Below are 25,528 nucleotides of genomic sequence, written 5' to 3'. Positions count from 1 at the left end.
CCACGGCGCCCGCTAGGCCCGGGTCGCCTTGACGGACTGGTAGGCGTCCAGCGGGTCCGTCTGCTGGTCCGGCGTCGCGAACGGGATGCAGCGGATGAACAGCGCGAACAGCTCGGCCTGCGAGCCGATCTCCAGCTTGCGGTGGATGCTCTTGCGGTGGATCTTGACCGTGCCTTCGGTGGACTGCATCCGCGCCGCCGTCAGCGCCGCCGAGTAGCCGCTGAGCATGTAGAACAGCACCTCGCGCTCGCGCTTGGTCAGCAGCGAACGGCCGAAGTTCTCGATCGAACTCTGCACCTTGCGGTGCGTCAGCTGGTCCTCTTCACTCGTTTCGGTGCTGGCCGGCAGCGGCACCCAGGCGGCCTGCGCGTGGTGCTTCGCGACGGCGGAGAAGATGATCGGCAGCACCGCGTTCAGCGCCGCGATGTTCTCGGGCTGGAAACCGGCGCCCGACGTGTCGCGCTCGAGGAAGACCGACAGCGCCGTGTCCGCGTCGATGCGCCAGAGGATGTCCACATAGTCGGAGAGCCCGACCTGCGAATAGAACAGCCGGTAGAACTCGCTGTTGTAGAACTCGTCCGGCGCCACGTCGCGCAGCCAGTACACGCCGCTGCCGCAACCGGCGAGGAAACGCTGGTAGTTCGGGTCGAGGATGTAGGGCCCGGAGAAGTAGTCCTGCGCCTGCACGCTGCGGGCGCGTGCCCAGCGGCGGTAGCACAGCAGTTGCGGCCGCTGGTGGCGCGAGAAGATCATCGCGCCGCCGGAGTGCATCGCGCACACCTCGTTCATGAAGTCCAGCAGCGCCTCGAAGAACGCCGGCTGCCCGCAGGCCTCGATCACCTTGCCGAGCAGCGTGGCCATCGCTGCATCCAGCGCCATGGCCTTGACCGGCTCGTCGGCCGGTCGCCAGGGATGGAAATGGGGCAGCGGGGGAGCGGGCATCGAGGATCCAGTCGTCGACGCGAGGAACAGGCCGAAGGGTGTGCGTGACGGCTGCATTTTGCACTCGCGCCCGGGGCCGGAATCAGGCCAGGTCCCGGCGCAGCGTCTGGATGAAATTCAGCAGCGCCGTGTCGCGGTCCGGTTCCTGCGGGCTCTCGTACCTGGGCTCCGGATACACGGCCAGCTGAACCACGGTGATCCGCTCGCGACGATTGACGTAGATGCGCTGGCCCGAGTGGCCAAGCGCCCACATCCCGCCGTCGTCGTCCAGCCACCAGCTGAGGCCGTAGCCAGTGACGCCGAGGATCTCCACGCCGGCCGTGTTCTCCAGGCCCGCGAGCTTGAAGGCCGGCGTGCCCGCGGCATCGACCCAGCCTTCAGCCAACAGGCTGGTACCCCAGGGCCCGCCGACCCGGCCGCCGTTCATCACCAGCAGCGAGAAGCGCGCGAAGTCCCGCAGGCTCATGCCCGCGCGGCTGCCGCTGATCTCCTGGCCCTCGGCCGATTCCAGCGTGTAGAAGCCGTCGAACTCCATGCCGGCCGGCCGCCAGATCTTCTCGGACATGTAGTCCGCCAGCGTGCGTTTCGTGGCCGCGCAGATCACCGCGCCGAGCAGGTAGGTGTCGCCGGTGTTGTAGTTCCAGAAGCTGCCCGGCGCGTGTGCCTTCGGCAGCGAGGCCATCAGCCCCAGCACGCCGCCGGGCGCCTTGGCGGCGAGCGAGCGGCTGTAGCGGTTCACGTCGGAGTCGCGATCGGTGTAGTCCTCGGCCCAGCGCACGCCGGACGACATCGTCAGCAGATGACGCACGGTGACGCCTTCGTAGCCGGTGCCGCGCATCGCCGGCAGGTGATCGGTCACGGCATCGTCCAGCGAACGCATCGAGCCATCCGCGATCGCCGCGCCGACCAGGATCGCCGTCATGCTCTTGACCGTGGACATCGTGCTCCAGCGCTCGTGCTCCTGCAGGCCCAGGCCGTAGCGCTCCAGCACCACCTCGTTGTTGGCCGTCACGATCAGGCCGGTGATGTTGTTCTGGTTCATCAGATCGGCGATGCCCAGGCGCCGGCCGCCCGTGACGAAGCTGCCCGTGTACGCCGCGCCGCGCGCCAGCTCGCGGGGCGCGGCACCGCGCTTGATCGTGCGCGTGGCAAACAGCCGGTCCACGTTGCGGAAGCCGTAGGACTGCAGGCAGGGTGGCCACATCAGGAAGTCCTCGGCATTGGGCAGGTGCTGCTCGGGCAGGGCCAGGCAGCGGTCGACGGTTGGGGTCACGGGCTTGTTCTCCAGGGAAAGGGATTCATCGGTGCATCGGGCAGCGGCGTCGACGGCGAGAGGATGCGCACGCCCAGGCCCAGCAGCAGGAAGGCGAGCGACTTGCCGTGGGCATCGAGGTTCAGCGAGCTGTTGACACCGCCGTCCAGCACGCCTTCCAGCACGAAGTTCAGCGCGTGCAGGCGCGGCAGCTCGTAGCGGCGGATGCGCGTGGGCCGGCGCGCGGCGAACAGGAGGCCGACGGCTTCCTCGGTCACCTGCTCGACGATGGTTTCGTACCAGGCCGGGTCGTAGGCGATGACGCTGATGTTGGAGGTGTTGCCCTTGTCGCCGGCGCGGGCGTGCGCGATCTCGCGCAGCGGAATGGTGGACATCATGGGGTTCATCGCTCGCTCACTCGCTCCAGCATCCGGAAGGAGGCCCGCACCGCGGCGCGCGGCACGAAGCAGGAGGTCAGCTCGAGCTGCGAGCGCAGGGACGTCCGCACGCCGCCCCCGCCGGCCGGGCCGCAGGTGTAGAGCGCAGTGACCTCGGCGGCCAGGCGTTCTGCCGCGCTGCGGTCGGTCGTGGCGCTGGCCACGCGCAGGCGCACGTCCTCGCCGCCGGTGTGCCGGCGGGCCAGCAGGTCGCCGGCCGAGTCGCCGAGCACGCTGACGACGCCGATCAGGTCGACGCGCAGGCTCATATCGGGCAGGCGCCGGCGCAGCACCTCGGCGGCCAGCCGCGCGCGGGCCTCGGCGCCCGGGCCGGCGTAGGAGATCTCGCCCTCGGCGATCCAGGGCCCCGGCGTGCAGACGTTCACCTTCAGGCGATCGGGTCTCGGCCGGCCGCGGACACCGCTGACGATCACCTGGTCCGCGCCTGCCGCCCTCGCCTCGGCCTCGGCGATGGAGGCGCTGACGTCGGGCGTCAGATAGGCGGCGGGGTCGTGGACTTCGTAGAGCAGCTGCTCCTTCACCGTCCGCAGGCTCACGGCGCCGCCGGTGCCGTCGGCCTTGCCGATCAGCATGCCGCCGTCTTCATCGAGCTCGAGGACCGGGAAGCCCACCGCGTGCAGCTCGGGCACGTCCTTGTAGCCCGGGTCGGCGAAGTAGCCGCCGCAGACCTGCGCGCCGCACTCCAGCAGATGGCCGGCCATCGTCGCGCGGGCCAGCCGGTCCCAGTCGTCGGCGGCCCAGCCGAAGCTGGCCATCGCGGGCCCGACGGCCAGCGAGGGATCGGCCACGCGGCCGGCCACGACGATGTCGGCGCCCGCGCGCAGCGCATCGGCGATCGCCTCGGCGCCGATGTAGGCGTTGGCGCTGACGATGGCGTCGAGGTCGAAACCGGGCGGCAGTTGCGCCGCCAGCAGTTCGCGGTGCTGCGGGCCGGACAGATCATCGCCGTCGATGACGGCGATGCGCGGCGAGAGGCCGTGCGCCGCGGCCATGGCCTTCAGCAGCCGCGCCGCCGCCAGCGGATTCGCGGCGCCGAAGTTGCTGACGATGCGGATGCCGTGGCGCAGGCAGTCGGCCAGGACCGGCTCGACCATCGCGCGCAGGTTCGGCTCGTAGCCCGCTGCCGGATCGGCCTGGCGGCGCGCCTGGGCGATGGCCAGCGTGCGCTCCGCCAGCGTCTCGAAGATCAGGAAGGCCGGCAGGCCGGTGCGGATCAGCGTGCGGACGACCGGCTCGGCCGCGTCCAGGCGGTCGCCGGCGAAACCGGCGGCGCAGCCGATGGCGATGCGTTGGGGCTTGTGCTTCACGTCAGCCCCACAGTTCAGCGGCGGGCGCATGCAGGCAGCCGCCCTCGTACGAGACCGCCGGGGCGCGGTCCTCCCGCATGTGCAGCGGGCCGTCCAGGTCCACGAACTCGCAGAAGGCGGCCACCAGGAAGGCCGGCGCCATCGAAAGCGAGGTGCCGCAGTTGCAGCCGACCATCAGCTTGAGCCCCAGGCGCCGGGCCTCCTCGCACATCAGCAGGGCTTCGGTCAGCCCGCCGCACTTGTCGAGCTTCAGGTTCACGTAGTGCACCCGGCCAGCGAGACGCGCGAGACTGTCCAGCGAGGTGCAGGATTCATCGGCGGCCACCGGGATCTTCAGGCCCAGGCCGGGCAGCAGGTCCTCGTGGCCGGCCGGCAGCGGCTGCTCGATCAGCGCCACCGGCAGCGCGGCAATGGCCGAGGCGAAGCGTTGCAGCAAGGCCGGCGTCCAGCCCTCGTTCGGGTCGACGGTCAGGGTGCTGCCGGGCGATGCGGCCGCCACCGCCCGCAGGCGCTCGATGTCGCGGTCCAGCCCCCCCTGGCTGCGATCGCCGAGCTTGACCTTCAGCAGCGGTGCATGGCCCCAGCGGCGGGCCTGTTCGGCCATGGCGTCGGGGCTGTCCAGCGTCACCGTCAGCAGCGTGCGAAAACGCGAGCCGGCGTTGACGGCCCGCAGGCCGGCGAGTTCCCACGCGCGCAGCCCGGTGCGCTTGCATTCGAGATCCCAGAGCATCGCGTCCAGCGCATTGCGCAGGCCGTCGGGCGGCAGCCGCCGGCGCAGTTCATGGCGATCGGGCATCGCTTGCAGGGCGAGCAGGGCCGCCTGGCCGCGCGCCAGCGCCTGCTCGCTCGCCTGCTCGTCGCTTTCGTGCTGCTCGCCCTCGCCCTGGGCGCGGATCCCGTCCCAGTTCGCGGTGGCATGCAGCAGGGTCTGGGTATGAAGTTCACCGCGCGAGATGCGGACGGTCTGGCGGTAGGGCCAATGCTGGAGTTCCAGCTTGAAGCGGTCTCGATGAGGCATCGGGCGATGATTTGCCACGCCCTTCCCGCTCGCAATACCTCCCTGGGGATAGCGGGATTGCACCAGGGTGCGCGTCGCCTGGCGAAATGCCAGCGGGCCCTGCCATAACGCCAGGAATCAGCGGCATATCGCGCATGTCTCCCGTTTCCGCCTGGCAGGGCCCTCGCCCAGAATTCCTGACCGAAAAAACGACGCAGCCTGGCCCCATGCCCCTCGACACACGTTCCCGAAAAGTCTCCCTGATCGGCGCCCCTACCGACATCGGCGCCGGCGACCGCGGCTCCCGCATGGGCCCCGAAGCCATGCGCGTGGCCGGCCTGGCCGAAGCGCTGCGAAACCGCGGCGCCGAGGTGCTCGACCGGGGCAATCTCGACGGGCCGCCCAACCCCTGGCTGCCGCCCACCGAGGGCTACCGCCACCTGGCGGAAGTCGTCGCATGGAATCGTGCAGTCCACGAGGCCGTGCATGCCGAACTGGCCGCCGGCCGCCTGCCCATTCTCCTGGGCGGCGACCATTGCCTGGGCCTGGGCTCGATCAGCGCCGTGGCGCGGCATTGCCGCGAGGCCGGCAAGAAGCTGCGCGTCCTCTGGCTCGATGCCCATGCGGACTTCAACACCAGCGCGCTGACGCCCAGCGGCAATATCCACGGCATGCCGGTCGCCTGCCTGTGCGGCTTCGGCCCACGAGAGCTGGTCGGGATCGGCGGCCAGGTGCCGGCCATCGACCCGAAGTGGATCCGGCAGATCGGCATCCGCAGCGTCGACGAGGGCGAGAAGCGCTTCGTCCACGAGCAGGCGCTGGAGGTCTTCGACATGCGCTATATCGACGAGATGGGCATGCGCCACGCGATGGAGCTGGCCCTGGCGACGCTGGACGGGAACACGCACCTGCATGTCAGCTTCGACGTCGACTTCCTCGACCCCGCGATCGCCCCCGGCGTCGGCACGACGATCCCTGGCGGGCCGAGCTATCGGGAGGCGCAGCTGTGCATGGAAATGATCGCGGACACGGGCCGCCTGGCCTCGCTGGACGTGATGGAGCTGAATCCGGCGCTCGACGAACGCAACAAGACCGCCTTGCTGGCCGTGGACCTGATCGAATCGCTGTTCGGCAAGAGCACCTTGATGCGGAAGTGAGCCTGTCTCCTTCAGCTGTGCCGCCCCTCACGAAAACCATGATATCGGCCGGTTATCGCGCCTGCGGATGCGCCATCTTCTGAAGCTCGGGGCGGCCACATAAATTCCGCCCGTCGTTGACACGAGACCGGCGCAGCCAGCGCCGGCGAATCGGCCCCGTGCCCGGCCCGATTCCAAGGAACACGCATCACCCGCGCGCGCTCTTCAACGACACGAAGGGACAGCCCACCGCTGCCCTCCGGCCCTGCGCCACACGCGAGGGCAGCCCCCTACGAAACCAATCCGATCCCTTCGTCCCGAGGAGACAAGCATGCACAAGAAATTCAAGCGCCGCGCACTTGCGGCTTCCATCGCCGCCATCTCGGCCACAGGCATCCTCGCGGCCTGCGGCGGCAACGACGACAGCACCACCAGCACGGGGACGACCACCACCACCACGCCGGTCGACGCCGCAGGGCCGGGCGTCTTCGATACCCAGCTTGCCTTCGACAAGACCAAGTACACGACCATCACCGTCATGCTCGATGGCGTCAGCACGCCGGTCCGCTGGTACCGGGAAGTCTGCTATGTCGGCAAGCCCATGCAGCTGGCACCCACGCAGTCGGCCGGTGCGGTGGACAACCAAGCCTGCGGCTACCAGAACATGAACATCTTCGTGCGCGAGGTCGATGCCGCCAAGCAGGACAACGCCATCCTGCTCAACGTCAACAACGCCGGCTGGCTGGCCAGCTATCAGGGCGGCAAGGCCGGCTGGAACGGCACCGACCCGATCACCAACAGCAACTACACCGGCGCCGATATCGTCAACGGCGGCACCTACGTCAGCACCAGCGATACGGACAAGAAGGGCGCGGCGCTCGCTCGCGGATTCGTCTACATCAACATGGCCTCGCGCAGCCGCGGCGCCGCCGCTCCGGCCGGCGTCTACGACGACGGCATCTACCAGGGCAAGGCGCCGGCGGCGATCGTCGACGCCAAGGCCGCCGTGCGCTACCTGCGCCTGAACGACAGCGCCATGCCCGGCAGCGCGAGCCGCATCATCGTGAACGGCACCAGCGGCGGCGGTGCACAGTCGACCCAGCTCGGCGCCACGGGCGACAGCGCGGACTACCTGCCCTACCTGAAGGCCGTGGGCGCGGCCGGCGTCGACGCGAACGGCAAGAGTTCGATCAGCGACAGCGTCTATGCCATCGTGGCCTACTGCCCGATCCAGGACCTGGGCAGCGCCGACCTGGCCTACGAGTGGATGTTCAACGTGCTGGACACGCGCACGCTGGTCTCCACGGATCAGAAGGCGGGGCTGATCGTCGATGCAAACGGCAATGAACTCGTGCGCGCCTCGAATCCGGACCCGGCCGGCAGCATCACGCTCTCAGGCAAGTTCGCGACCTACCAGGCCGGCCTGGGGCTGAAGAACGACGACGGCACCGCGCTGACCACCGACAACATGCTGGCCGCCCTGCAGTCCGAGATCAAGAAGGCGGCGAGCGCGTACGTGAAGTCCGGCAAGGCCATCATCGCCTACAACGCCTTCGGCAGCGCCGCGGCCAATGGCGTGGCTGGCGGCAGCGGGACGCTGTACTACAAGAACGACTTCATCGACGTCGATTCGAGCGGCAACGTGGCGACCTTCAACATGACGAACTACCTGAAGTTCGTCGCCAAGCAGGCGCGCCTCAAGGCCGTGCCGGCCTTCGACCAGCTCGGCCAGACCGCCGCGCTCGCGGCGACCGCGACAGGCGACACCACCAAGGCGGGCGCCACGGTCTTCGCCAACTACAGCGGCGGGGAGTCCAACCTGTTCGGCACGGCCTCCCAGGTGTATTCGAACTTCACCGAGTACGCCTGGAACAACAACAACGGCGGCGACGCCGTCAACGCCGTGCAGAGCACGGTGGGCCTGGCGAACACGGGCTACACGTGGGCGGCCAACCCGCAACAGGCCTTCCTGCTGAACCAGTACAAGATGATCAACGCCCTGCCCTACGTCGGCAAGACCGATGGCATCACGACGCACTGGCGCATTCGCGTCGGCGCCCGCGACCGCGACACCTCGTTCACCGTGGCCTACAACCTCAGCCGCGCGCTGAAGGCGGACGCCAAGGTCAAGGACGTGGACTACGCGCTGTTCTGGGACCAGGGGCACGCCGGCAACTACGACGTGATCGACGCCTTCAAGTGGATCGACCAGCGGCTGGCCGCCGGCAACTGAGGCCCCGGGATCGACCAGGCGCGGCGCCAGGCCGCGCCTGTCAGGCCGCCGGCTTGTGGTCCCAGTCCAGCGGGCCGCCCTCCCGGCCGGCGACCGAGTACAGGGCCCTGGTGTTGCGCGTCGCCTGGAAGGCCTCCAGCGATTCGCCGCGCATCGCGGCATAGATGTGGAGGTTCGACACACCGACGACGGCGCCCAGCTTTTCCAGCACGAAGAAGATCGCGCCGTAGCGGATCAGGCCGCGCCAGTCGCGGCGCTGGATGAGGTCGCGCTCCTCGTCGCTCAGCGCGGCACGCCGGAACTCCGCTCGCTCGTCCGCCAGGAAGGCGGCTCGTCGCTCCGGCAGGATCAGGTCGTGCAGGAACGCGTTCAGCCGGTAGCAGCGTACGCCCCGCTCGATCGTGAAGGGGTAGGTGCCGGGCAGCTTCTCGATGCCTGCCAGTTGCTCGTCCGCGCGGCTCGTCTGGGCTGCCGCCGGCTCCGCCTGCTCGTAGATCGCCGTGGCGATGCCGGCCATGGACGGCAGGTAGTAGCTGCGATGCAGGCAGTTGACCCGGCCGGCCAGCGCGCCGCGCATCACCAGCCACATGATCACCTCGCTGCCCTCCAGCCCGCCCAGCTCGGCGTACTGCGCATGGGTCATCGCGGCCAGCTGTTCCGGCGCCGTCTCCAGCAGGTCGAGGAAGCGCTGGTCCCACTCGACGTTGTTGAACCCGGCACGCTCGCCGTGGACCTGGTGCGAGAGCCCGCCGGTGGCCACGATCGCGACCTTGATGTCCTGCGGGTAGCTCTCGATCGCGCGGCGCAGCGCCTGGCCCAGCCTGAAGCACCGGCGCGCGGTCGGGATCGGGAACTGCAGGACGCCCACCTGCAGCGGCACCAGCCTCTGTGGCCACGACCGGCCATCGTGACGACTCAGCACCGACAGCGGTGAGAAGCAGCCGTGATCCAGCGGCCGCTGCTGGAAGAAGCTCATGTCGAACTCGTCGGCCATCAGCGAGCGACCCAGGTGGGCGGCGAATTCCGGATCGCCGTCGATCGCGGGAAGCGCCCGCGCGCCTCCGCCCTCGTCGGCCGGTTCCCATCGCTCGCCGGTGCCCAGCGAGAACGCCGCGTACTGGTCGAAGAAGAACGAGGTGATGTGATCGTTGTAGATCATCAGCAGCACGTCGGGCTTCTTCTGCTCCAGCCAGGCCTGCACCGGGGCGAAGGCGGCAAAGATCGGCGCCCACACGGGGTCGTCCTGCTTGTCGCGGTCGAAGGCGAAGCCGATGGTGGGCGTATGGGAGGCGGCGATGCCGCCGACGATCGTGGCCATTGATTGATCTTGTTCCTGAGTTCAGTGCGACGCGGAGGCGGCGGCCGCATGGCCGGTCGACGGCAGTTCTTCCGCCTCCTCGACGCGGCGTGCCTTCTGCACCGCCAGTCCTGCCAGGACCGCCGGCACGGCGAGCAGCGAGATGATCGACCCGAAGCCCCAGCCCAGCGCCAGCAGCACGCCGCCGACCATCGAGCCGGTGATGCTGCCGAAGCGGCCCATGCCGAGCATCCAGCTCACGCCGGTGGCGCGGGCGCGCGTCGGGTAGCAGTTGGGCGCGAAGGCGTTCAGTCCCGTCTGCGCGCCGCTCATGAAGAAGCCGGCCGCCGCCACCAGCAGCGTCAGCGAGCCGGACAGCGCGCCACCGAGGCCCAGGGCCAGGATGCAGGCCGCGCCCAGCGCGTAGGCCGCACCGATGACGCGCGTCGGCGCCCTGCGGTCCATGGCCCAGCCGACCAGGATCGCACCGACCGTGCCGCCGATCTGGAACATCGCCGTGATGGTGGCCGCCTGCGAGATCGGCAGGCCGGCGTCCTTGATCAAGGTGGGCAGCCAGCCGGTCAGCAGGTAGATCACCAGCAGGCCCATGAAGTACGTCACCCACAGGGCGCCGGTCATCAGGCCATAGCCCTTGGAGAACAGCACGCCGATGGGCTTCCTGGCCTGGACGGGCGGCTCCGGCGCGAAGAACTCGGTGCCTGGCGCGAAGACCGTCCCGCTGATGCGGCCCAGGACGCGGGCGATCCTGTCGGCGGCGGCGCGCCGCACCACCAGGAATCGGGCCGATTCGGGCAGCAGCGCGATCAGCACCGGCACCAGCACCAGCGGGAGCACCCCGCCCAGCATCAGCACGGAGCGCCAGCCTTGTGCGGGGATCATCGCCGCCGCGATGAAGCCGACGACGCCCGAGCCCAGGTTGAAGCCGGTGAACATCACGGCGATCAGCAGCGAACGCGAGCGCTGCGGCACGTATTCCGACAGCAGCGTCGTCGAGTTCGGCATGGCCGCGCCCAGGCCCACGCCGGTCAGCAGCCGCAGCGTCGCCATCTGGGTCAGGTTGGCGGCGTAGGCCGTGGCCACCGTGAAGAGCCCGAACAGCAGGACCGAGCCGGTCAACACCGCCTTGCGGCCGATGCGGTCCGAGGCCGGCCCTGCCAGCAGCGCACCGAGGACCAGGCCGAACGGCGCCGCGCTCATGACGATGCCGAAGGCGGCCCGCGACACGCTCCACTCCTGCAGAATCGACGGCGCCAGGAAGCCCATGATCGCGACGTCCATGCCGTCCAGCGCGACGATGGCAAAGCACAGCGCCAGCAGCAGCCATTGGCGGCCGCCCATCGGGCGCTGGTCGATGAAGGCCTTGACGTCGACCTTCGTGTTCACGGAATACTGCAAGACTGTCTCCAGGTTTCGTTATGGATGGCCGGTGGTGGCCGTGCGAAAAGTCTAGGGACCACGGGCGGGCTGCGGAAGACTTCCTGTCCGAGGGCGTGATAACCGGGTGGAATCAGCCCGCTGACGTCCCCGGCCGCTTGTGTCCGTCCGTGACGATGCGCGGCGAGCAAGCAACACCGGTCGTGCGGAAGGCAGGTCGGGCCTTGCGCCACGGGTACATTCCTTTCGAGAGGCCTAGGCCATGCCGAAAGGTTGGGAGCAATGAAGTTGTTGTTGCGAGGACGCCGGAAGGTCAGCGGCCCGGCTGCCGATGGCGCGGCACCTGCGCAGTCCGGCGTGTCGCGGTCGCCCTGGACCTGGTTGCGACGGGCGTTCTGGCTGGTGCTGCTGGTCGGTGTCGCGGTGCTGGGCTGGATGGTTCGCGACGAGTCCCGGACGTCCGAGCGGCAGGCGCGTCATCTGAGCGAGCTGGACCAGCAGCTCACGTTCCGGGTCGAGCCCGGCCCCAGCGACGCGATCCGCTATCCCGGTGCCGGGCCCTACGACCAGAGGCTCGGCTACACCCAGCTCCCGCGCTTCATCGACGGGCTGGAACGCCAGGGCTATGAAGTGACGGCCCAGGCCCGCATGTCGCCCAAGTTCCTGGAACTGCGCGACCGCGGGCTCGCCGCGATCTACCGCGAGAAGGACGAGAGCGGGCTGGATCTCGCCGAATGCCACGGGCGCACGCTGTATGCCCAGCGCTTCCCGCAGCGGGTCTACGGCGCCTTCGACGAGCTGCCGCCGCTGCTCGTGGATTCGCTGCTGTTCATCGAGAACCGCGAGCTGCTCGACCCCGAGCATCCCAAGCGCAACCCCGCCATCGAATGGGACCGCTTCTCCAAGGCCGTGCTGGACCAGGCTCGCCACCTGGTGGACGACTCGCATCGCGCGCCGGGCGGCAGCACGCTGGCCACCCAGATCGAGAAGTACCGCCATTCGCCGGAAGGCCGCACCGACTCCGGCCGGGAGAAGCTGCGCCAGATGGCCTCGGCCTCGGTGCGGGCCTATCTCGACGGCGAGGACACGCGCGCGGCGCGCCGCCGCATCGTGCTGAGCTACCTGAACACGGTGCCGCTGTCGGCCCAGCCCGGCTTCGGCGAGGTGAACGGTGTCGGCGACGGCCTGTGGGCCTGGTACGCGCGCGACTTCGCCGAGGTCAACGGCCTGCTGCGCGAGCCTGGCGGGTCAGGCGGGGCGCCTGCTCGCGCACTGGCCTACAAGCAGGCGCTGTCGCTGCTGATCGCGCAGCGCCGGCCGTCGCACTACCTGGTGCAGGGCGAGGCCGACCTCAACGCGCTGACCAACAGCTATCTGCGCGTGATGGCCGAGGCCGGCGTCATTCCCGCGGGGCTGCGCGATGCGGCGCTGCCGATCAGGCTGAGCCTGCGCGCGCAGGCACCCGAGGAAGTGCAGGGTTCGTTCATCGACCGCAAGGCCGCCACCGCGGTGCGGGGCAAGCTCGCAGTGGCGCTGGGCCTCCCCCGCGCCTACGACCTCGACCGCCTGGACCTGCGCGCGAGCACCACGCTCAATGGCGACGTGCAACGCGCCGCCACCGAGCTGCTGCGCAGCCTGGCCGACCCGCAGGTGGCCAAGGCCGAGGGGCTCTACGGCTTCAGGCTCTTCAACGAGGGCGACGACACCAGCAAGATCGTCTTCAGCTTCACGCTGTTCGAGCGCGGCAACGGCGCCAACCTGCTGCGCGTGCAGACCGACAACATCGACCAGCCCTTTGACCTGAACGAAGGTGCGCGGCTCGATCTCGGCTCCACCGCGAAATTCCGGACCCTCGTCACCTACCTGGAGCTGGTGGCCGAGCTCCACGCCCGCTGGAGCCCGCTGTCGCCCGAGGCGCTGGCGGCGCTGTCGGTCCACCCCAGGGACGCGCTCGCCCGCTGGGCACGCGACTACCTGCTGCAGGCCCCGGGAGCGAGCCTCAAGGCCATGCTCGAGGCGGCCATGGACCGCAGCTACTCGGGCGACCCGGGCGAGACCTTCTTCACCGGCAGCGGCGCGCATCACTTCGAGAACTTCGAGCCCGAGGAGGACCACCAGATGTTCACCGTGCGCGAGGCGCTCAAGCACTCGGTGAACCTCGCCTTCGTGCGCATCCTGCGCGACGTGGTCCATCACGTGATGAGCCAGTCGGCCAAGGCCGGGGAGGCGCTGCTGGACGACCGCGACGACCCGGCCCGCCAGGCCTACCTGGCCCGTTTCGCGGACCAGGAGGGGCGCGTGTTCCTCACGCGCTTCTACCGCAAGTACAAGGGCAGGAGCGCGGAGGAGGCCGAGGAGCTGCTGCTGCACCGGCGCACGCCGGCGCGGCTCGCGGCCGCCTTCTTCGGGCTGGAGCCGCAGGCGGACGCTCAGGATCTCGCGGAGTTCCTGGCGCGCCGCCTGGGCAGCGACAAGCTGCCGGGTGACAAGGCCCTGCAGGACCTGGTCGCCAAGTACGGGCCCGAGCGCTGGTCGCTGGGCGACCGCGGCTACCTGGCCGGCGTGCATCCGCTGGAACTGTGGGTGGTGGGCGAGCTGCGCCACCGGCCCGAAGCGAGCCTGAGCGAGCTGGTGGCACAAAGCCGCGAGCAGCGCCAGGACGTGTACGCCTGGCTCCTGAAGACCCGGCACAAGGAGGCGCAGGACAGGCGCATCCGCAACCTGATCGAGCAGGACGCCTTCGGCGAGATCCTGCGTCGCTGGCAGCGGCTGGGCTACCCCTTCGAGATGCTCACGCCCTCCTATGCCACCGCGCTGGGCGCCTCGGGCGACAGGCCCGCGGCACTGGCCGAGCTGATGGGCATCATCGTCAACCATGGCGTGAGGCAGCCGGTCGTGCGGGTGCCCAGCCTGCTGTTCGGCGCCGGCACGCCCTACGAGACCCGGCTCGAGGCCCAGCCGGCGAAGGGCGAGCGCCTGCTGCCCGCCGAGGTGGCCGATACCGTGCGCGATGCCCTGGCCGGCGTCGTCGAGGGCGGCACCGCCGGGCGGCTCAAGCGCAGCTTCGTCCTCAAGGACGGCACGCCGGTACAGGCAGGCGGCAAGACCGGCACCGGCGACCACCGCTTCATGGTCACCGGCAAGGGCGGGCAGGTCATCTCCTCGCGCGTGGTCTCGCGCACGGGCGCCTTCGTCTTCTACATCGGCGACCGCTACTTCGGCACCATCGTGGCCTATGTGCGAGAACCTTACGCCGCGCGCTACAAGTTCACCAGCGCCTTGCCGGCGCAATTGCTCAAGGCGCTGGCGCCGACCCTGCTGCCGCTGCTGGACGAGGCGCGCAGCTGCGGGGTTGCGACGACGACGGTGCGGGCCCGGGGCTAGCGCCTTCGCCGCATCACTCACCCAGCAGCGTGCCCAGGATCTCCAGGCAGGCCCGGGCGGTCTTGTTGTCGTCATCCTGCTCCGCATGCCAGGCCGAGACCGACACCGCGACGATGTCGCGGGAGCGCAGGGCCTGGAAGAAGGCCGCCATGTCCGCGGCGCCGGGGCCGCGCCGGACGTGGTACTTGAGCGCCGGCATGCGGGCCGGGTCGTCGATGACGTCGGTGTCCCAGTGCAGGTAGATGCGTTCCTGCGGCTGCAGATGGCCGAGCACGTCGTCGAGCGGGCAGCGCAGGATGCGGGAGGCGAGCAGGGCTTCGCGTTCGCCGGGGTCCAGGTCGCGCGCATCGGCGAGGACGATGTCCTGCTCCGCGAAGGCCTGCACGCCGATGGTGGCCAGGCAGGCGCGGGTCGCCTGGCTGCGCGGGTCGGGGCCGGGGTCGACCCGGCCGACGAACATGGCCAGCGGCATGCCGCCGATGTACTGCGTCTGGCTGCTGGACCAGGTGTGGAAGTCGCCGTGCGCATCGAGCCACAGCACGCGGTCCGGCGCCCGGCCGGCGCGCTGCAACCCGGCCAGCATGCCCAGGCTGGAGACGCAGTCGCCGGCGATGCTGACCGGCCGGCAGCCGCTGGCAGCCAGCACGGCCACGCGCTCGGCCAGCAGGGCATAGAGGCACCCCAGGCGGCGCAGCTTCTCGACCGGGTCGTCGATCCGCGTCTCGTGCAGCGCATCGGGCGCCAGCACCTCCCAGCGATGACGGTCGATGTCCGGCACGCGGCGCAGCCCCTCGCGCCGCTGGCCCATCAGGTAGGGCAGCAGGAGCCGCGCGTTGTTCTTCACAGCCATGTCCCGGGCTCCATGGCGTAGCCGAGCCGGCCCATCGTCTCGCGGACCTCGGGGCGGGCGCCCAGTTCCAGCAGCAGGGCACCGCGCCGGCGCCAGCGCGCGGCACGCGGCGGCTCGGTGGCCATCCTGACCGGCAGCGCGTTCGGCAGCACCAGGGGGCCCAGGCCCAGGCGCCCGGTGATGCGCTCCGCCACCGTCGCGGGGTTCGCGATGAAGTCCTCGAAGGCAACGCGCAGCGCGCCGACGCCGCTGTGCAGGATGCCCTGGTGGATCGAACACCACTGGTTCAGGCACACGTCCTCCAGCCTCGCGCCGGTGAAGCGCCGCCAGTTGGGCGGCAGGTCGAACTTCCACCAGCGGCGGCCGAAGGGCACCGTGTCGGAATAGCCCGGGATGGCCAGTTCGCAGCCGATCCGGCCGAGGTCGTGCGAGAAGAAGCCCAGCGGGTAGAGCCAGCCGTCCATCAGGCCGTTGACCGACTGGGCGAAGCCCCGCGTCAGATGGAGGTAGCTCAGCTCGGCGTTCGGGAACAGCTGCTCGTACAGGCCGATGCGGTAGGCGTCGGATGGGGACTTGAACAGCAGCACCGCGTCCTGCACCTCCGCCTCGGTCAGCGGCCGGCGCCTGAGCGCGGGCGCCACGAAGGGCGGCTCCTCGATCTTCAGCGGCTCGTCGAAGTAGCGATCCGCCTGCGGGGCGGCAAGGCCGTCGTAGTAGCTGATCCGCCAGGGCTCGTCGCTGAACACGGCGGACAGGATGCAGCGCTGCAGCTCGCTGTCGCTGCGAGGATCCTCCGGGCCCAATCGCCCCAGCGTCTCCTGCAGCGACTGCTCCAGGCGGTGGCAGGCGCCGGCATCCGCGAAGCGCGAGGGGAACTGCAGCAGCAGCCGGTTCCTCCACCGGCGCAGCAGCGACGCGGTGTCCATGATCCGCGTGGACGCGAAGGACAGCTCGTCCAGGATGCCGCTGGCCAGTTCGTCCGCGTTGTCCACCCGCCCGATGCGGTCGCTGTCGGAGTTCAGCCCGAAGCCGTTGCCGCTCAGGGCCAGCAGCGGTTCCAGTTCCCCGTCCAGCGAAGTGATGCGGGGATGCCCTGCCAGGATGTCCTTGAAGAGGCTGGAGCCGCCGCGCGAGCCCGACAGGATGACCACCACCCGCCGGACCCGCAGGCGCAGCGCCGAGCGGGGCACCTGCCGGCGCGCCTTCAGGGTCTCCAGCAAGTCCGACATCGCAGCCCGCTCCTCACCCGGCCCGCGTCATCTCGTAGACGAAGAACTGCTGGCGGCGCGTGTCGTCGATCGCTTCGCTGGCCAGTTCCGCGACCGCCAGGCCCGCCGCTCCCGCGAGGCGCTTCATCGCCTCGATCTCGCCGAAGTTGGACTGCACGAAGTAGATGCGGCCGCCGGGCTTGAGCCGCGCGCCCACCCCCTCGAAGAAGCGGCTGTTGGTCCGGAAGCCGGTGTCCCACTGCGACATCGCGACCAGGTCGTGCGCGGGCTTGTTGCGGAACGGCAGGTTGGCCGTGATGACGTCGAAGCGCTCGTCCTGCCCCAGCGCCTCGAACAGGTCGGACTGCCGCACGTCCATGACGCCGGCGAAGCCGTGCACGCGGACATTGTGGGAGGCGCTGCGCAGGGCGGCCGGGTTGATGTCCACGCCCACCACCCGCGCCGCGCCGCGGTAGCAGGCGAAGATGCCGATGACGCCCGAGCCGGTGCCCACGTCCAGCACGCTCTCGCCCGCCGCGATCCGGAAATGCCTGACCAGCGGCACGCTGTCGGCGAAGGGCCAGAAGGTGTCGGGGTAGACCAGGAACTCCTTGTCCAGGTAGCGGACCGTCCGGCCCTCGGGCGGCACGGACTTGAACAGCTGCTGGCGCTGCGCCTGCCACTGGTCGGTAAAGCCGGCTAGGTCCATCTCGCACCTCCACAAAGCTGCCCATGGTGGCCGAGCAGGGCCGCGACGCAGTCGTCGACGGAGCGCTCGGCCGTCTTCAGCGTGAGGTCGGGGCGCTCGGGGCGCTCGTAGGGCGCGGAAACGCCCGTGACCTCGACGGCGTCGCCCAGCCGGGCCTTCCGGTACAGGCCCTTCGGGTCACGCGCGATGCAGGCCTCGATGGGCGCGTCGACGAACACCTCGACATGCCGGCCATCGGGGAAGCGCTGGCGAACGCGTTCGCGATCGGCCCGGTAGGGCGCGATGGAGGCGACGATCACCACGAAGCCCTCCATCACGAACAGGCGGGCCACCTCGGCGATGCGCCGCACGTTCTCGCCCCGGTCCTCGCGGGAATATCCGAGGTCGCGGTTGATGCCCTCCCGCAGGACATCGGCGTCCAGCAGGCAGGCCTCATGCCCGGCGGAGCGCAGCCGCGCGTGGAACGCCCGGGCCAGGGTGGTCTTGCCCGCGCCGGGCAGCCCGGTCAGCCAGTAGCACCTGCCGGCGCTCATGATGCGGCGCGCTGCGGCGCGTCGGCCAGCAGCCGGGCGACCTGCGGAACGATGTCGAGGAAGGCGCTCTCCTTCTCGATCACGACCTGGATGCCCAGGCGCCGCGCTTCCTCGCAGAGCTCGTCGGTGATCAGGCCCGAGCTGATGGCGATCGGCAGGCCGGGCCGCAGCGAGATCACCTCGCGGGCCACGTCGATGCCGGAGAGGCCGGGCATGTTGTAGTCGGTGACGAAGACGTCCACCCCCTGCGACCGGTCCCGCAGCACGGCCAGCGCGCTGGCGGCATCCTGGAAACCGCTGCAGCGATAGCCGGCCTTCTCGAGGATCCGGACCATGACGAGCATGACCGTCTCGTCATCGTCGAGATAGACGACGTGCTCGCCGCCGGCCGCCCTCGCGGGCACCACGGCCCTGGCCACCACCTGCAGCGCCGGCGGCGAGGAGATCGCCGGCAGGTGGACATGGAAGGTGCTGCCCATGCCGGGCTGGCTGTCCACGGTGATGCTGCCGTGGTGGGATGCGACGATGCCGTGCACCACCGACAGCCCGAGCCCGGTGCCCTGCCCCGCCGACTTGGTCGTGAAGAAGGGCTCGAAGACACGCTGGACCGTCGAGGCATCCATGCCGGAGCCGGTGTCCTTCACCCAGAGATGGATGTGGGCGCCGGCGATCAGGCCGCGCATGCGCGCCGTGATCGCGTCGATGTGCGCGGCCTCGAGGCCGATGACGATCTGGCCGCTCTCGCCGCGCAGCGCATGCCAGGCATTCGTGCACAGGTTCATCAGCACCTGCTGGAGCTGGGTCGCGTCGGCGTTGGCATACAGCGGCGCCTCGCTCAGGCGCAGCCGCAGCTCGACGCCGGCCGGCAGCGTCGCGCGCAGCAGGCGGAAGGTCTCCTCGACGATGGGCTTCAGCGCGATGTTCTGCAGCTCCTGCGGCCGGCGGCGGCTGAAGGTCAGGATCTGCCGCACGAGGTCGCGCGCGCGCAGGCTCGCCTGCTGGATCTCCGCGAGGGCGAGCTGCGCCGGGTGATCGGGCCCGAGCTCGCCCTTGGCGAGTTCCAGGTTGCCGAGGATCGCGCCGAGGATGTTGTTGAAGTCGTGCGCAATGCCGCCGGCCAGCGTGCCGAGCGAGTCCATCTTCTGCGCCTGGTGCAGCTGCGACTCGAAGCGAGTGAGCTCGGCCTCGGCCTGGCGGTGGGCCTCGCGCCGCGCGGCATGGGCGAGTTCGCGCTCCAGCGCCGGCCCGAGGCGGCTCATGTTCTCCTTCATCACGTAGTCGGTGGCGCCGGCCTGCATCGCCGCCACGGCCGTCTCCTCGCCGATCGTGCCCGAGACGAAGATGAAGGGGATGTCCATGCCCGTCATGCGGAACTCGCGCAGCGCATCCAGGCCGCTGAAGCCGGGCATGCTGAAGTCGGAGATCACGGCGTCCCAGTGGCCTTCGAGCAGGGCCTGCTGCAGCGAGGGCAGGTCCTGCACGCGCCGGCAGTCCGGTGCGAAGCCGGCCTTGCGCAGCATCCGCATCGCCAGCCGGAAGTCGTTCTCCGAGTCCTCGATCGCGAGGACCTTGATCGGGCGCTCGCTCATGGCGATATGGACCGCGGGGGGATCTGGTTGAGCGCCAGCCAGTACAGGCCCAGCAGCTTGACCGCCTCGACGAACTCGATGAAGTCGACCGGCTTGCGGACGTAGCTGTTGGCGCCGAAGGAATAGCTGGAGACGACGTCCTGCTCCTCCTTGGACGAGGTCAGCACCACCGTCGGCAGCAGCGCCGTGCGCGCATCGGCGCGCAGCGCCTGCAGCACGCCGAGCCCGTCGAGCTTGGGCAGCTTCAGGTCCAGGATGACGAGCGTCGGCAGCGGCGCGCCGGCGCGGTCGGCGTAGGCGCCGCGCGCGAAGAGGAAGTCGAGCGCCTCGACGCCGTCGCGAACCACGACCAGCGGATTCATCAGATGGCTGCGCTTGAAGGCGCGCAGCGTCAGCGCGACGTCGTCGGGGTTGTCCTCAACCAGCAGGATCGCCTTGCTCTCTTCGTTGCTCATCATCTTGCTCCGTGGGGCAGAAGTAGAAGGTCGCTCCCTGGCCCAGCGAGGCCTGCGCCCCAAGCGACCAGCCATGGCGGCGCATGACGCGCTGAACGATGGCCAGGCCGACGCCCGTGCCCGGGAAATCGGCCTCGTGATGCAGGCGCTGGAAGGCGCCGAAGAGCCGCGACGCATAGGCCATGTCGAAGCCGGCGCCGTTGTCCGCGACGAAGCAGACCCGCCTGCCGTCCTCCTGGCGGGTGCCCACCCGGATGACGGCGTCCTCGACCTTGCCGGTGAACTTCCACGCGTTCTCGAGCAGGTTCTGGAAGGCGATCGCCAGCAGTTCGCGGTCCCCACGGACCACGAGGCCCTCCTCGATCTCCCAGCGGGCCCGGCGCTCGGGCTGAGTCCTGGTCAGCGTGGCGGCGATCTCCCGGGCCAGCGCACTGAGGTCCACGTCCTGCAGCCGCAGCTCGGCCCGGGTGACCCGCGCCAGGCCGAGCAGTTCGTCGATCAGGCGGCCCATGCGCTGGCTGGCCCCGCGGATGCGCTGGAGACTGTCGCGGGCTTCCTCGTCGAGCTTGTCGCCGTAGTCCTCCAGCAGCGCGAGCGAGAAGCCGTCCATGCTGCGCAGCGGGCTGCGCAGGTCGTGGGATACCGAGTAGCTGAAGGACTCCAGCTCCTGGTTCAAGGCCAGGAGCGCCCGATTGCTGACCTCGAGCTGGCCGAAGGACTCCCGCAGCGCGCGCGTCATCGCATCGAAGTGGCGCGCCATGTCGCCCAGTTCGTCGGCGCTCCCGACGTCGAGCTCGAAGGACCAGTTGCCGGCAGCCACCTCGCGCGTGGCCATCTCCAGCCGCGCGATCGGCGCCAGCACGTCGCGCCGGAGCCACCACGCGGCAACGCCGGTCAGGATCGCCATCACCAGCAGGCCGATGCCCGTGACCAGGACGACGCGCTGCTGCGTCGCGTCGATCCGCGCGCCCGCGTCGTCGATCAGCTGCTCGGCATCGACCAGGCTGTTCTGCTGCAGGATCAGGATGTGGCTGGACAGCTGCGCCTCGAAGCGGCGCTGGATCTCGTCCTCGGCGGCGCTTCCCGCAGCGGCATCGACCTCGCGGAACAGGCGATGGCTGGTCTCCCCCTGGCTGCGAAGGCTGGCCAGCATGGCCACGGCCTCGCCCTCGAACGGGACCGGGTTGGCGAACAGCCGCTCCAGCCGCTCCCACACCGCCTGCTCCTGCAGGCGGGCGCGCTCGCGCCGATGGAGCAGGTACTCGAAGGTGACCATGCGCATGTTGTTGAGCGCGCCGGCGATCTCGACGCTGTGGCGCCGCTGCGCCACCGCCGCGCGCACCTGGGCATCGGCCCAGGCGATGCTCACGGCGATCAGCACCATCGTGCCGAACATCAGCGTCGCAGCAAACCGGGCCTTGCTGCTGATCTTCATCGGACCACCGTCACCCGCTCCGGCCCCACCGCCAGCAAGGGGTCCAGCGCGAGGTGGGACAGGAAGTTGGGCATGGTCTGCGGCGGGGCGTAGCCGCGCGCCATCGCCCAGGTCGCCACGTCTTCCAGGGTGACCAACTGGGCCTGGTTCTGCTCGACCTCGAGGGTCAGGTCCTGCCAGGACGGGTCCAGGGTCTCGGGGCTCAGCTTGAACAGGCCCGCGAGCACGCCCTTGGCCTGCCGCGGGTCGGCACGCGCCGCGGCTTCGGCGGCCATCAGGGCGTGCAGCAGGCGGCGCATCTCCTGCTGGCGGGCCTGCACGAAATCGCCCATGCCGACGAGGACATAACTCTGCACATAAGCGTCAGGCGCATGCAGCGAGACGATGGCATCGCCGAAGGCCCGCTCGGCGTCGTGCCGCACCGGCTGCCAGGCCGCGATGCCGTCCACCTGCCCGCTGCGCAGCGACTCGATCAGCTGCGCCGGCGCCAGGTCCACCAGCTGCACCGACTGCGGCGCGATGCGATGCCGCACCAGGAAGGCCCAGAGAAAGTATTCGCCGCTCGTTCCGAGCGAGACACCGAGCCGCCGCCCGCGCAGATCGCCGGGTGCGCGGATGCCGCGATCCACGCGGCCCAGCACGGCCAGCTCGTTCGAGGCATTGGCCACCGAGGCCACGATGCTGAGCCCCGCACCCTTGAGCACCTCCACGACGACCGGCACGTCGGCCGCGACGGCCAGGTCGGCGTTCCCGCGCAGCAGGTCGGCCAGCGCGGCCTTGCCGAAGGTGTGCGGCAGCAGCGTGGCCGCCAGGCCCTGCTCATGGAAGAGGCCGCGCGCCGCGGCCAGGTGGATCAGGCCCGCATGGGGCACGAGCGGCGTCGCGATGCGCAGCCTCGACGCCCCTTCGACTGGGCCGTCATCGCGGCGGCTACATCCATAGGCGGCAGCCAGCAGCGCAGCCACGCCCGCGCCCACCAACGCGCGCCTGCGCATCAGGACGGATGACATCCGTGCGTACACCTGGACCTCCCTGATCAAATCGGCCCGACGGCAGTGCGCTTGGATGTGGCGTTATTGTTTCAAGCTGCACACGGGCAGGGAGAGGGTACGAGGGTAACCCTTGCTTGACAAGTACTACCGGCGAATCGGCCGCCGGGGCCGCCGGGGCCGCCGCACGGATCTACTGCAGGCGGCGGAAGAACAGCCGGTCGATCAGGCCGCTCCCGTCCTGCGTGGGCTGCCGATGCTCGTCGACGATCTCCAGCCGGCCCTGGCGGGCCATGTCGCGCAGCTCGCGCGCGGCGCTGTCGAAGACCAGCGGGTGTTCCAGGGCGCTGCCCGCGCGAGGCAGCTCGGTGACCTCGCCGAATTCGGAATCCAGGAAGGCGGTCATTGCAAGCGATCCCATGGCGATCTCCTGACGTCTGAGTGCACGGTGGTCCTGCGGGCAAATACCGGGCCGGCAGGCCCGTTCTGCAACAATCGGAAATACTAGGCGCCCGGACGCGCGCCCGCGCTCGGGAATACCAGGGCTTGCCCGGCCTCAGCGGACCCGCTGCTGCGCCAGCTGGCCGCGCAGCGCCTCGGCCTGGTCTTCCAGCCGGACGCCGGCCAGCCCGAGCACCGGATCCCCGATGCCGGCAAGGTCCGTGGCGCTGCCACCCCGGTAGCGCTCGACGAGTTCCCGCCCGATCGCATAGAGCTTGCGGTTCTTCTCCTCGGCGCCGGCCAGCTCCAGCGTGCTGCGCTCCAGCAGGGTCGTCAGTGCGCGGGCCGCCTGCAGCCGTTCGGCGCTCTCGCGGCGCGCGGCCTGGAGCAGCTGCTGCAGTTCCTGCTCCCGCTGCTGCGCCGCGGCGTCCTGGGCCAGCGCGGCCTTGCGCGCGGCCTCGACTTCGGCCTGCAGCGAATCGCCGCGCTGCTCCGCCTGTTTCAGCCGGCCGGCAGCCGACTGCTGGCGCCCCTGCTCGGCCTTCAGCTGGGCCTCCAGCTGGCCCTTCTCCTGCGTGAGCTTCGCCTTGTCGGCCTGCAGGGCGTCCTGCTGGCTGGTCGCGGCGCGCAGTGCGTTCTGCGCGCGGCGCAAGGCCTCGCGTTCGCGCGAGGCCTTGCCGTTGCCGCCCTCGTCCTGGGCCGCCGCGATGGAGACGGCGCTGCAAAGTGCCAGCAGCGCGACGACCCGCTTGTTCATCGTGAACATCGACTGTCCCTCCGGCCTGATCAGAAGCGCGCGTTCAGCTCAAGCTGGAACACGTCGATCTTCAGCGGTGCGCTGCTCATGGTGCCGGCCGTGGCGCCGCTGGCATCGGTGAAGCGCACGCCGTCGTCGAGATTGCGGGTGCTGGTCCAGCGCGCGCCGAACCAGGCATTGCGCTCGATGCCGTAGTTCAGGCCCAGGGTCCAGCCCTTGTAGTTGGTGCCGCCGAGATTCCAGGTCGTGTCGGTGAAGCCGTCCACCCAGGCATCGCGCTCCACATAGCGCCAGCCGGTGAAGGCCTGCCAGTCGCCGCGGCGCTGGATGGTCTCGGCGCCGACGTCCAGGCGCAGCTGCGCCGCCCGCGTCTTCGGGTAGAGCTGGGTCAGGGTGACGCCGGCCCGCTGGTTGATGTCGGCGATGTCGAAGGCGATGTTCTTGATGAAGTCGGCGCTGAGCTTGACCAGCACCGGCGCGAAGCTGTCCATGGTCAGGCCCACGGTCAGGTCGACCGGCCGGAACTTCGAGGCCAGGCCCCAGACCGGCGCGGCGGTGCTGGTCGGGTCGTTCAGCGCGATCAGCGTGTTGCCCTTCTGGCGCCAGTTGGGCGAATACAGGCTCGCGAAGTAGGGCTGCGTGCCGGCCAGCGGGCCGCTCGGCGGCGGGTTCGTCTCGCGCACGCCTTCGACCTTGCGGAAGTCGTAGACGGCCAGGCCGATCTTGGCCTGCAGGCCGCTCGTGACGCGCGCGGCGGCGCCGATCTGCGCGCCCAGCAGCCATTTGCTGGTGGACGAGCCGAGGCTGCCGTACTCCAGCGGGAAGGCGCCCAGCGTCGCGAACACGCGGTTGTCCTCCCCGCGGATCGCGGCCTTCATCTGCGCGGCCAGGCCGTCGAAGGAGAGGTCGTCCGCCCAGCTCAGGTCGGTGTTGTAGAAGGGGCTGGGCATCCGGCCCGCCTGCAGCGCCAGCGCCTCCCAGGGCCGCCACGAGATCCAGGCCCGGTCCAGCACCAGGCTGTACTTGTTGAAGTCGTTGCCCAGCGTCTGCGAGGTCGAGGTGGGTCCGCTGCTGCTGTTGCCGGTGGAGGCGCGGATCGTCGCGTCGAGCCCCTCGGCCAGCTTCGCGCTGACGCCCAGCCGCGCGCGCAGCGTCATGCGCTCGGTCGTGTGCGTGGTGTTGTTCAGGTCCGGCGACCAGGCCGGCGAGGTCGTCTGCCGGTGGTAGATGTCGGCCGGCACGTTGCTGCTGTCGAAATAGTCGCTTTCGGCGCGGGCCCGCACGTCGCCGGCGATCGTGATGCGGCCCAGCCAGTCCGGCAGCGCGCCGGGCTCGCCCCAGCGCTCGCCGCGCGCCTGGGCGAGCACCTCGGCCTTGATCTCCTCGCTCATCTGCTTGCGCACCGTCTCGGGCACGTAGGGGATGCGCTGGATCTTCTGCGCCGGCGCGGGTTCGGCCTGGGCGGTGGTGGCGGCAGCGGAGGCCGCGGAGGCCCCCGCCTCGCGCGCCTGGCGCAGGATCGCGTCGGCGCGCTCGCGGGTCAGCAGGCCCTGGCTCACCAGCGCGTCGATCAGCGCCTCGGTGGTGGCGCGCAGCCGCGCCAGTTCCTGCTTCTCGCTACTCACGGCGTCCTGCGCGCGGGCCGGGCCGGCGAGCAGCAGCGCACAGGCCAGGGCGCAGAGGGTCAGGGCTTGTCGAGGTCGGTGGTGCTTCATGAGGAGAACGTCGTTTCTTTCGTGGATTCGGATTCAGGCCTGCGGCCGCACGTTGAGCCGGAAGCGCAGCGGCTGCGCCACCACCTGCGGCGGCGGCGGCAGGCGGAACTGGCGTTGCGTCTCATCGAGCGCGGCGCGCAGCGCGGCGTCGTTGCCAGCATTGCCGCTGGGCTGCAGCTCGTAGCGTTCGATCGCGCCGTCGCGCGCGATCCAGATCGAGAAGCTGGCCAGCATCTGGTCGGCATCGCCCTTCAGGCGCCGCTCGATCTCGTCGCGCAGCTGCTGGCGCACCGTGTTGGCGAAGAAGCGCTCCTGCGCGCGGTCCGAGCTGGTGCCGTTGCCGCCGGCGCTGCCGGTGACCGGCGTGCCGCCGCTGTACTCGTTCTTCACGCCGCCGGCGGCGTGAAGAACGAGTACAGCGGCGGCACGCCGGTCACCGGCAGCGC

Annotated in this window: 22 protein-coding genes; 3 read left to right on the top strand and 19 right to left on the bottom strand. The window is 70.2% G+C overall.

Features of this window, described 5'->3' with window-relative positions; translation table 11 throughout:
- Positions 1-12: 12 nt before the first annotated feature.
- The 5 genes from B0W88_RS09375 to B0W88_RS09355 all read right to left on the bottom strand — a co-directional run bounded on the left by B0W88_RS09375 (position 13) and on the right by B0W88_RS09355 (position 4,977).
- On the bottom strand, positions 13-942 hold the full coding sequence (locus B0W88_RS09375) for a helix-turn-helix transcriptional regulator (protein ID WP_077034401.1): 930 nt from the start codon (positions 940-942) through the stop codon (positions 13-15).
- Between the two features lie 82 nt (positions 943-1,024).
- A complete protein-coding gene (locus B0W88_RS09370) occupies positions 1,025-2,215 on the bottom strand; it encodes a serine hydrolase (protein WP_077034400.1) in 1,191 nt (396 codons plus the stop codon).
- Entirely contained in the window at positions 2,212-2,601 is a 390-nt protein-coding gene (locus B0W88_RS09365; protein ID WP_077034399.1) for a hypothetical protein, read from the bottom strand. Before B0W88_RS09365 ends, B0W88_RS09370 begins: the two co-directional genes overlap by 4 nt.
- On the bottom strand, positions 2,598-3,989 hold the full coding sequence (locus B0W88_RS09360) for an acyclic terpene utilization AtuA family protein (protein WP_144006686.1): 1,392 nt from the start codon (positions 3,987-3,989) through the stop codon (positions 2,598-2,600). Before B0W88_RS09360 ends, B0W88_RS09365 begins: the two co-directional genes overlap by 4 nt.
- Positions 3,961-4,977, bottom strand: coding sequence for a dipeptide epimerase (locus B0W88_RS09355; protein ID WP_077034397.1), 1,017 nt, complete (start codon positions 4,975-4,977; stop codon positions 3,961-3,963). Before B0W88_RS09355 ends, B0W88_RS09360 begins: the two co-directional genes overlap by 29 nt.
- 206 nt (positions 4,978-5,183) lie before the next feature.
- Between B0W88_RS09355 and rocF the strand changes: the two genes are divergently transcribed.
- Together rocF and B0W88_RS09345 are read left to right on the top strand one after the other, a co-directional pair.
- The gene (gene rocF / locus B0W88_RS09350) at positions 5,184-6,113 is read left to right on the top strand and encodes an arginase (RefSeq protein WP_077034396.1); all 930 of its coding nucleotides are present in this window, start codon (positions 5,184-5,186) and stop codon (positions 6,111-6,113) included.
- A gap of 310 nt (positions 6,114-6,423) precedes the next feature.
- Positions 6,424-8,325, top strand: a complete 1,902-nt coding sequence (locus B0W88_RS09345; RefSeq protein WP_077034395.1) for a subtype B tannase — start codon at positions 6,424-6,426, stop codon at positions 8,323-8,325.
- Positions 8,326-8,365: 40 nt separating this feature from the next.
- Here the strand turns inward: B0W88_RS09345 and B0W88_RS09340 are convergent, their stop codons facing one another.
- Both B0W88_RS09340 and B0W88_RS09335 read right to left on the bottom strand, forming a co-directional pair.
- Positions 8,366-9,643, bottom strand: a complete 1,278-nt coding sequence (locus B0W88_RS09340) for a gallate dioxygenase (RefSeq protein WP_077034394.1) — start codon at positions 9,641-9,643, stop codon at positions 8,366-8,368.
- 21 nt (positions 9,644-9,664) lie between these two features.
- Positions 9,665-10,981, bottom strand: coding sequence for an aromatic acid/H+ symport family MFS transporter (locus B0W88_RS09335; RefSeq protein WP_077034407.1), 1,317 nt, complete (start codon positions 10,979-10,981; stop codon positions 9,665-9,667).
- A gap of 471 nt (positions 10,982-11,452) precedes the next feature.
- On the opposite strand from B0W88_RS09335, the gene B0W88_RS09330 reads away from it, so the two are divergent.
- A complete protein-coding gene (locus tag B0W88_RS09330; protein WP_369973865.1) occupies positions 11,453-14,401 on the top strand; it encodes a transglycosylase domain-containing protein in 2,949 nt (982 codons plus the stop codon).
- Positions 14,402-14,414: 13 nt separating this feature from the next.
- On the opposite strand, the gene B0W88_RS09325 is transcribed toward B0W88_RS09330, so the two are convergent.
- The 12 genes from B0W88_RS09325 to B0W88_RS09270 all read right to left on the bottom strand — a co-directional run.
- Positions 14,415-15,251: an arginase family protein gene (locus B0W88_RS09325; protein WP_077034392.1), complete on the bottom strand. Its 837-nt coding sequence runs from the start codon at positions 15,249-15,251 to the stop codon at positions 14,415-14,417.
- On the bottom strand, positions 15,242-16,480 hold the full coding sequence (locus B0W88_RS09320) for a hypothetical protein (RefSeq protein WP_077034391.1): 1,239 nt from the start codon (positions 16,478-16,480) through the stop codon (positions 15,242-15,244). The genes B0W88_RS09325 and B0W88_RS09320 overlap by 10 nt, the downstream gene beginning before the upstream one ends.
- 13 nt (positions 16,481-16,493) lie before the next feature.
- Positions 16,494-17,168: a methyltransferase gene (locus tag B0W88_RS09315; protein WP_077034390.1), complete on the bottom strand. Its 675-nt coding sequence runs from the start codon at positions 17,166-17,168 to the stop codon at positions 16,494-16,496.
- The gene (gene cysC / locus B0W88_RS09310; RefSeq protein WP_077034389.1) at positions 17,159-17,701 is read right to left on the bottom strand and encodes an adenylyl-sulfate kinase; all 543 of its coding nucleotides are present in this window, start codon (positions 17,699-17,701) and stop codon (positions 17,159-17,161) included. Before cysC ends, B0W88_RS09315 begins: the two co-directional genes overlap by 10 nt.
- Positions 17,698-19,290 carry a response regulator gene (locus B0W88_RS09305; RefSeq protein WP_077034388.1) on the bottom strand — a complete coding sequence of 531 codons (1,593 nt, stop codon included), beginning with the start codon at positions 19,288-19,290 and terminating at the stop codon, positions 17,698-17,700. Before B0W88_RS09305 ends, cysC begins: the two co-directional genes overlap by 4 nt.
- Positions 19,287-19,745, bottom strand: a complete 459-nt coding sequence (locus B0W88_RS09300; protein ID WP_077034387.1) for a response regulator — start codon at positions 19,743-19,745, stop codon at positions 19,287-19,289. The genes B0W88_RS09305 and B0W88_RS09300 overlap by 4 nt, the downstream gene beginning before the upstream one ends.
- Positions 19,708-21,180 (bottom strand): HAMP domain-containing histidine kinase, encoded by a 1,473-nt coding sequence (locus tag B0W88_RS09295; RefSeq protein WP_077034386.1) that lies wholly within the window; start codon positions 21,178-21,180, stop codon positions 19,708-19,710. The genes B0W88_RS09300 and B0W88_RS09295 overlap by 38 nt, the downstream gene beginning before the upstream one ends.
- Positions 21,177-22,190 carry an ABC transporter substrate-binding protein gene (locus B0W88_RS09290; protein WP_083748674.1) on the bottom strand — a complete coding sequence of 338 codons (1,014 nt, stop codon included), beginning with the start codon at positions 22,188-22,190 and terminating at the stop codon, positions 21,177-21,179. The genes B0W88_RS09295 and B0W88_RS09290 overlap by 4 nt, the downstream gene beginning before the upstream one ends.
- A gap of 172 nt (positions 22,191-22,362) precedes the next feature.
- On the bottom strand, positions 22,363-22,590 hold the full coding sequence (locus tag B0W88_RS09285) for a hypothetical protein (RefSeq protein WP_144006685.1): 228 nt from the start codon (positions 22,588-22,590) through the stop codon (positions 22,363-22,365).
- A 135-nt stretch (positions 22,591-22,725) separates the two neighbouring features.
- Positions 22,726-23,376 (bottom strand): hypothetical protein, encoded by a 651-nt coding sequence (locus B0W88_RS09280; protein ID WP_077034383.1) that lies wholly within the window; start codon positions 23,374-23,376, stop codon positions 22,726-22,728.
- A 20-nt stretch (positions 23,377-23,396) separates the two neighbouring features.
- On the bottom strand, positions 23,397-25,082 hold the full coding sequence (locus B0W88_RS09275) for a putative porin (RefSeq protein WP_077034382.1): 1,686 nt from the start codon (positions 25,080-25,082) through the stop codon (positions 23,397-23,399).
- Positions 25,083-25,115: 33 nt separating this feature from the next.
- Positions 25,116-25,528: TonB C-terminal domain-containing protein (locus tag B0W88_RS09270; RefSeq protein ID WP_144006684.1), on the bottom strand; the 413-nt coding region annotated here is incomplete at its 5' end.

It is taken from the genome of Pelomonas sp. KK5, from assembly GCF_001984095.1.
Lineage (GTDB): Bacteria > Pseudomonadota > Gammaproteobacteria > Burkholderiales > Burkholderiaceae_C > KK5.
This window is presented reverse-complemented; position numbering and strand designations above follow the sequence as displayed.